This is a genomic window from Stenotrophomonas sp. YJH_SMC_4 (genome assembly GCF_059371575.1).
Genome location: NZ_JCAFUR010000012.1, coordinates 72,081 through 79,409 on the forward strand (window position 1 = coordinate 72,081; position 7,329 = coordinate 79,409).

Here is a 7,329-nt window from a genome sequence, read left to right on the forward strand (position 1 = left end):
CGGCACGTCGCCGCGCTTGGCGCGGTCGCTGGCATGGCGCCGCCACCGCACCGGCGCGACAATACCCCCATGACCGACCGTATCCCCCTGTTGCTGCTGCCCGGCCTGCTCAACGATGCCGAACTGTGGCGCGCGCAGTTGGCCGATCTGGCCGACATTGCCGATTGCACCGTAGGCGACCAGACCCGCGGCGAGACCCTGCAGGCGGTGGCCGAGGACGTGCTGGCGCAGGCGCCGGAGCGCTTTGCGCTGGCCGGGTTCTCGCTGGGTGGTTTCGTCGCCCAGCAGATCCTGCGCATCGCGCCGGAGCGTGTGCTGCAGCTGGCGCTGATCGATACCTCGATCCACGCCGATTCACCGGAACGTGCCGAACAACGCCGCAGCCAGCGCGCCAGCGTGCGCCTGCCGGGGAAGTTCCACGGCTTCGGCGATGCCCTGATGCGCAGCTACATCGACGCCTCGCGGCTGGATGATTACGTGCTGGTGCAACGTGTGCGTGACATGACCGCCCGCCTGGGCGCGGAAGTGTTCCTGCGCCAGAGCGCGCTGGAACGCCGCGATGGCCACGATGTGCTGGCTGGTTACCGCGACCCGCTGCTGATCGTATGTGGCGTCAACGACCGCATTACGCCACTCGCAATGAGCGAGGAAATGCACGCGATGGTGCCGCACTCGCAGCTGGTGGTGGTGCCCGATTGCGGGCACCTGGCCCCGATGGAGAAGCCGGACGAGGTCAGTGCGGCGATGCGTGGGTGGTTGCTGCAGGCGTGACACTGTCCAGCTTGATGGATTCCTCGTTCCAACCCATGCCGTTGTAAACGTGGTAGCGCAGGACGCCGATGTACTCGTGCAGCATCACTTCGATCAGCAGCAGGTTGTACGCAGAGGGAAGCCACCCCGGCGAGGCGCGGAGGCGATCACTGGGCAAGCCCTCGGCCACGACACCGAAGTGCCGGAAGTAGATCAGACTTCGCCTTAGGTGCAGGCCAGAGGTCACCAGCACTACCCGGACACTGTCGCGCTGGATCATTCGGCTGCTGTTGCTGGCGTTCTGCCAGGTGTTCACGCTGGCGTGCTCGCGGATGATGTGTTCCGCAGGCACGCCCAGCGCAATCAGTTCACGCGCGTAGACGTTGGCTTCTGCGGCATTGTCTGGCGCAGTAGCGCCACCGCTGACCAGCACCACGCAGGATGCACCGGTGCGTTCGCAGGCGAGGTAGCGCTGCGTTGCGGCCATCAACCGGCTATAGCCAGCCAGGCCGGGCCTGGAGCCGTGAGCGTCCTGATCGATGCCAGCGCCCAGCACGACAATCGCCGTGCGTGGATGGTGCGCTGTTGCAGTGCTTGGCGGCGCGTCCTGTGCCAGGTCCAGCAGCAGTTGCGTGATGGGCGCGCTCGCGCTGGCCAGGATGGCCAGTGGCGCTACGGCGAGCAGGGCGCCGCTACGCACGTGTCGCTTTCGAACCAGAACCGCACACGAGAGCAGCAGAAAGAGTGTCAGGGCGAGCATGTCGAACCTCAGGAAAATTTGAAAGGAATCCGATGGCGTTACGCGATCGTTGCTTCCATGCTGGATGCCATGGATCTGAAGCGAATGTCACTCCCGGTCAGATGTGTTGCCATCGTGGGCGCCATCCTGCTCGCGGTTGCAGGCGGGCATCTGCTGGGTAGCATGTTTCCGCAGCTGTTCCTGCAGATCCATCAACGGATGCAGTAGTCCGTACGCTCCGCACGTTGTCGCTTCAGGCCTCTGTTTGGGCGTCGCGGAACGCGGAAACGCATCTCTTCAGGTGTTGAATGCGACAAGCAGAGGAAAGCAATGCGACGCTTGAACTCAACGCAAGGCGTAGAGCCGCGGCGACATCCTGCAGACGGACCTGAGCTCGGGGAGCGATCGATGCTCAACCTGATTGCAGCGACCGCGCCAGACCAGTTCTCATCGTTTGTCGTTGACCTGGACGAGGCGATTTCGCGCTGGATGAGCGCTGCGGAGAATGAATCCCCGGGTTGCCTGGAACAGGAGCTTTCGCGCATGCATGCCTTGAAAAGTGTGACCTCGGCCTTGGGCAGCTGCAGGATTGCCGATGCCTGCGAAAATCTGGCTGATGCTCTCCGCTCCGGCGAAGCCATCGGCAGCGTGCGGCTGCGCGGCTGCGCGCTGGCAATCTCGGCAAAGCGCCTTCTGGGACGCACGACAGGTCAATCACTGACCGGGGGGCGCTGACATGCATGATCCGTACACGCCCTCTCCAATGTCGTCCCCGGCAGCGCTGCTGCATGCTGCGCGCGTGCTGGAAATGCATCGTCTGGCTCTACTGCTGTCATGCTTCCAGGAGCCGCGCGCCAGTGGGTTCCGGGTGCTGCTGCAGGCGCTTGCGGTGCTGTGGTGCTGGCTCTGGATCGATGGCCCTCAGCCTGTTCTGGCCGATGAGGCAGCGCGGGTGCTGCCGGCCGCCGTTGTACTTCTGGCGGTATCTGTAGCGTGGGCACTCTTTGTAAACCTTCGCAGGGCGCGTCACGACACGTGGTACGACGCGGCGGGTCTTCTGCTCAGTCTGGCGATGGTGGCCATCCAGGTGCACGCGGCCTTCATCCTGTTGATGGCACTCAATGCAATCCTGCCGTTCCTCGTCATCGCCGCGACGGTGGCTTACGGACGCAAGGCCATGGCGCCGGCAATCGCGGTAACGGCCGTGGCGCTGCTTTGGGCAGCCCCCGAAGGCTACTGGTTCTCGCGGCCCGCCTATCTGGCCTATGCGCTGGCGCTGACCATCCTGTTGCCGCTGGTCGTGGCGTCACTGGTGGCAGCGATGCGCGAAATCGCGTTGCGTGCCATTGCGTCGCGTGAGGCGCAGGGGCGATTCGTCGGCACCATGAGTCATGAGCTTCGCACGCCGCTCAATGCCATCATCAGCGGCATCCAGCTTCTGGAGGTCAATACGGCAAGTGCTGCCCAGCGACACGCACTGGCCACCGTTGCAGGGCAGGCCCAGGCGCTCCGACGTCGCATTGATGATGTACTTGATGTTGCCAGCATTGATGGTGGCAAGCTGAAACTGCGGCCACATCCTTGTTCGCTGCGTTCCATCATCGAGGCGGCGCAGGCGAGCTGCATGCCTGCGGCTGCAGACAAAGGCGTGGTACTGCAGGTGGATGTGGGGAGAGCAGACGTATGGCTGTTGGCAGATGGCGGTCGCATCGAACAGGTGGTGACCAATCTTCTCTGCAATGCCATCAAGTTCAGTCCCATGGCGGGCGAGGCGAGGGTCTCGGTTGGCGCCGTTCGAGCGGTGGATGACTGGCAGGTGCGGATCTCGGTCTGCGACTCCGGGACGGGCATCGACGAAGCGCAGAGAGACATGATTTTCTCGCCTTTCGTGCAGGTCAGTCAGGGCGAAGCACGTTGCGAACAGGGCGTCGGGCTCGGGCTGTACATCGTTCGGCTGATTTCCGATGCCATGGGCGGAACGATCAGCGTCGGCCGCAGCGATGTCGGCGGCGCCTCATTCGTGTGGTGCTTCGCTGCTGCCGTGGCCGATGAGGCTGAGCCGCTTCCTTCCCTGGGTGAGCTTTTCCAGTTGCACGCGGCGGTGGTTCGTCCGCTGCACTGCCTGCTGTTCGAAGACGTGGAGACCAACCGCGAGGTGGTGCAGCACCTGCTGCAGTGTGCAGGCCATCGCCTCAGCTTCCGGAAAGATGGTCACGATGCTCAGGCCGTCATCAAGGCGCTGGCGCCCGACGTAGTTCTGCTGGATCTGCACATGCCAGGTTGCAGTGGATGGGACGTACTGGAGGCGCTGGTCAGGGACCCTGCGGCGCCTCCCGTTCTGGTGATGAGCGCAGACACCCGGGTAGAGGTGATTGACAGGGCGCAGGCGCTGGGCGCGGCTGGGTTTCTGTGCAAGCCACTGGACATCGAGAGCGTCCTGGATATGTTGCGCGGTGTTGCCGAGCGCTGACCGTCCGGTAGGTGCCGACCAAGGGCGGCACCTACCGATTCCGATCCGTAACCGCAGCGGGATCAATCCCAGGCCGGGGCGATACCTTCCGGGTTGGCCAGGCGATGGCCGCGGTCCAGCTTGGCGATCTGCGCCATGTCTTCGTCGGTCAGGCGGATCGCTGCTGCTTCCAGGTTGCCCGACAGGTTTTCGCGCTTGGTCGACGACGGGATCACCGAGAAGCCCTGCTGCAGCGCCCAGGCCAGCGCGATCTGCGCCGGAGTGGCCTGGTGGCGGCCGGCAATGGCCTGGATCACCGGGTCCTTGATCACCTCGCCATAGGCCAGGCTCATGTAGGCGGTGATGTGGATGCCGTTGTCCTGCAGGAACTTCACCAGCAGGCGGTTCTGCAGGTACGGATGGATCTCGATCTGGTTGGTGGCGATGGCGCCTGCACCGAGGATGCCGATCGCCTTGCGGGTCTGTGCGATGGTGAAGTTGGAGATGCCTATCTGCTTCGTCAGGCCCTGTGCCTTGGCCTCGGCCAGTGCGGTCAGGTACTCCTCCATCGGCACGTCGACCTTGTCGTTCGGCGACGGCCAGTGGATCAGCGTCAGGTCCACATGATCGGTACGCAGCTTTTCCAGACTGGTACGCAGGCTGGCCAGCAGCGCTTCGCGCTTGAACTCGGTGATCCAGACCTTGGTGGTCAGGTAGATCTCTTCGCGCGGCACGCCGGAATCGGCGATGGCCTGGCCGACCTCGGCTTCATTGCCGTAGATCTGCGCGGTATCGATGGCGCGGTAGCCGACATCCAGCGCATTGCGCACGGAATCGATCACGGTCTGGTCTTTGAGGCGGAAGGTGCCGAGACCGAAGGCGGGGACAGTCATGGGGAGCTCCAGCAAAGGGGAGGGATGCGAATATCCGGCAAAGGGTAGGCCAGTGGCCGCATGCGTGCCGGCAACGGTGCATTGCACCACCGTACCGGCAGGGCGCCGGCACGGCATGACTTATCTCAATGCGCGGCCACGGCGATGCCATCGGCGCGGTCATCGATGCCGTCGCGGCGGTCCAGGCGGCCGCTGAGCACGGTCAATGCATACGCGCCCACCACCACCAGCGCGCCCAGCCACGGCGTGTGCATCAGGCCGATGTTCTCCACCACCAGCCCGCCGAGCGAGGCGCCCAGCGCGATGCCGATGTTGAAGGCGGCGATGTTCAGCCCCGAGGCCACGTCGGTGGCCTGCGGCGCATAGCGCTGCGCCTGCTTGACCACGTAGACCTGCAGGCCGGGCACGTTGCCGAACGCCACCGCACCCAGTGCCAGCACCGTGAGCAGCATCAGCCAGGTGTTGTAGGCGGTGAAGGTGAGCACGAACAGCACGATGGCCAGCAGGGCGAAGATGCGCTTCAGTGCGGGCACCGGACCCATGCGGTCGGCCATGCGCCCGCCCCACAGGTTGCCGATTGCCACCGACACGCCGTACACCAGCAGCACCAGGCTGACCGCATTGGCGGAGAAACCGGTGACGTCCTGCAGGATCGGCGCCAGATAGGTGAAGGCCAGGAAGGTGCCGCCGTAGCCCAGCGCGGTCATCGCATAGACCAGCAGCAGGCGGGGTTGGGCGAGTACGGCCAGCTGCTGGCGGAAGCTGGCCGGCGCACTCTGCGGCACGCTGCGCGGCACGAACAGCAGCGCGCCGAGCAGGGCGATCACGCCCAGAGCGGCCACCGCCAGGAAGGTGGCGCGCCAGCCCAGGTGCTGGCCGATGAAGGTGCCCAGCGGCACCCCGGTCACCAGCGCCACGGTGAGGCCGGTGAACATGATGGCGATCGCGCTGGCGGCCTTCTCCTTCGGCACCACCGCGGTGGCGATGATCGAACCGATCGAGAAGAACACACCGTGGGCGAGGCCGGTGAGGATTCGGGCGACGATCAGCGAGGTGTAGCCCGGCGCCAGGAAGGCGATGACGTTGCCGAGGGTGAACAGCACCATCAGCGCCACCAGCAGCGACTTGCGCGGTACGCGGCCGGTGAGCGCGGTCAGCACCGGCGCACCGATGGCCACGCCGAGGGCATACAGAGAGACCAGCAGGCCGGCCGAGGGCAGGCTGACCTGCAGGTCGGCGGCAATGGTGGGAATCAGGCCGACGATGACGAACTCGGTGGTACCGATGGCGAAGGCACCGAGGGTCAGCGCCAGCAGGGCGAGGGGAATGCCACGGATCATGGCCGGCTCCGGAGGGAAGGAAGGCGCGCAGTGTGCGCGGCGCACCTTTGCCGAAAAACCGGTCTTCACGCCAATCACTATTGCCGCCCAGTCAATAATGGAGGCATGAAGACCACTCTCGATGAAATGCAGGCCTTCCTCGCGGTGATCGACAGCGGGTCGATCAGTGCTGCCGCCGAACAGCTGGGGCAGACGCCGTCGGGCGTGAGCCGGGCGCTGGGGCGGCTGGAAGACAAGCTCGGCACCACCCTGTTGACCCGTACCACCCGCCGCCTGCACCTGACCGCAGAGGGCGAGGCCTACCTGCGCCATGCACGGGCGATCATCGATGCGGTGGAGTCCGCCGAGGAACAGATGGCCGCCCGCCGCGAGCGCCCGGCCGGACGCCTGCGCGTGGATGCGGCGATGCCGTTCGTGCTGCACGTGATCGCGCCGCTGGTGGCCGGGTACCGCGCGCGCTACCCGGAGGTGCAGCTGGAGTTGAACAGCTCCGAGCGCTACATCGACCTGCTGGAACGGCGCACCGATCTGGCGATCCGGATCGGGCCGCTGGCCGACTCCACCCTGCATGCGCGACCGTTGGGTCGCTGCCAGCTGCGGCTGGTGGCCAGTCCGGCCTACCTGGCGGCACACGGCGAACCGGCCAGCGTCGCCGCGCTGGGCCAGCACACCCTGCTCAGCTTCAACGAACCGGAATCGTTGAATCACTGGCCGTTGCCGGGCGATGCCGATGGCCTGCTGCGGGTGCGTCCGGATATCGCGGTGTCCAGCGGCGAAACACTACGCCGACTGGCGGTGGAAGGCGTGGGCATCACCTGCCTGTCCGACTTCGTGACCGACCGCGACCGCGCCGCCGGCACTCTGGTGCCGGTGCTGGCGACGCAGACGCTGGATGTGTACCAGCCGATCCACGCGGTGTATTACCGCAACACGGCGGTGTCGGCGCGGATCAGCTCGTTCCTGGATTACCTGGGTGAAGCGATGGCGCGGAGCGATTACCTGCGCTGAGGTCGTGGCGGGGTTGCCGGCCAGCGGCCGGCACTACCGCAGGTTACGGCGGGTGCGGACCGTTGGTCCGCACGGCCCCTGCCATCGCCCGACCAACGGTCGGGCGCTACCCATGTGGTGGTGGGGTCGCCGGCCAGCGGCCGGCACTAC

The 7,329-nt window shown here is 65.6% G+C and carries 8 protein-coding genes; 5 read left to right on the forward strand and 3 right to left on the reverse strand.

Going from position 1 to position 7,329, the window contains the following annotated elements:
• The first annotated feature begins 69 nt into the window (after positions 1 to 69).
• Entirely contained in the window at positions 70 to 771 is a 702-nt protein-coding gene (locus tag AC5P9F_RS15830) for an alpha/beta fold hydrolase (protein WP_043034459.1), read from the forward strand.
• Here AC5P9F_RS15830 and AC5P9F_RS15835 read toward each other — a convergent pair.
• Positions 734 to 1,306, reverse strand: coding sequence for a YdcF family protein (locus AC5P9F_RS15835; RefSeq protein ID WP_224119435.1), 573 nt, complete (start codon positions 1,304 to 1,306; stop codon positions 734 to 736). The genes AC5P9F_RS15830 and AC5P9F_RS15835 overlap by 38 nt on opposite strands.
• Here AC5P9F_RS15835 and AC5P9F_RS15840 point away from each other — a divergent pair.
• From AC5P9F_RS15840 to AC5P9F_RS15850, 3 genes are all read left to right on the forward strand, one after another.
• Positions 1,274 to 1,717, forward strand: coding sequence for a hypothetical protein (locus AC5P9F_RS15840; RefSeq protein WP_223846451.1), 444 nt, complete (start codon positions 1,274 to 1,276; stop codon positions 1,715 to 1,717). The two genes, AC5P9F_RS15835 and AC5P9F_RS15840, sit on opposite strands and share 33 nt — an antisense overlap.
• A gap of 180 nt (positions 1,718 to 1,897) precedes the next feature.
• Positions 1,898 to 2,224: a hypothetical protein gene (locus tag AC5P9F_RS15845; RefSeq protein WP_099527226.1), complete on the forward strand. Its 327-nt coding sequence runs from the start codon at positions 1,898 to 1,900 to the stop codon at positions 2,222 to 2,224.
• Between the two features lies 1 nt (position 2,225).
• A complete protein-coding gene (locus AC5P9F_RS15850) occupies positions 2,226 to 3,959 on the forward strand; it encodes a hybrid sensor histidine kinase/response regulator (RefSeq protein WP_049395767.1) in 1,734 nt (577 codons plus the stop codon).
• A gap of 62 nt (positions 3,960 to 4,021) precedes the next feature.
• Here AC5P9F_RS15850 and dkgB read toward each other — a convergent pair whose 3' ends face one another.
• Positions 4,022 to 4,831 (reverse strand): 2,5-didehydrogluconate reductase DkgB, encoded by an 810-nt coding sequence (gene dkgB / locus AC5P9F_RS15855; RefSeq protein WP_076739400.1) that lies wholly within the window; start codon positions 4,829 to 4,831, stop codon positions 4,022 to 4,024.
• A gap of 125 nt (positions 4,832 to 4,956) precedes the next feature.
• A complete protein-coding gene (locus tag AC5P9F_RS15860) occupies positions 4,957 to 6,171 on the reverse strand; it encodes an MFS transporter (RefSeq protein WP_076739399.1) in 1,215 nt (404 codons plus the stop codon).
• A gap of 105 nt (positions 6,172 to 6,276) precedes the next feature.
• Between AC5P9F_RS15860 and AC5P9F_RS15865 the strand changes: the two genes are divergently transcribed.
• Positions 6,277 to 7,179, forward strand: a complete 903-nt coding sequence (locus tag AC5P9F_RS15865; protein ID WP_005411584.1) for a LysR family transcriptional regulator — start codon at positions 6,277 to 6,279, stop codon at positions 7,177 to 7,179.
• Positions 7,180 to 7,329 lie beyond the last annotated feature (150 nt).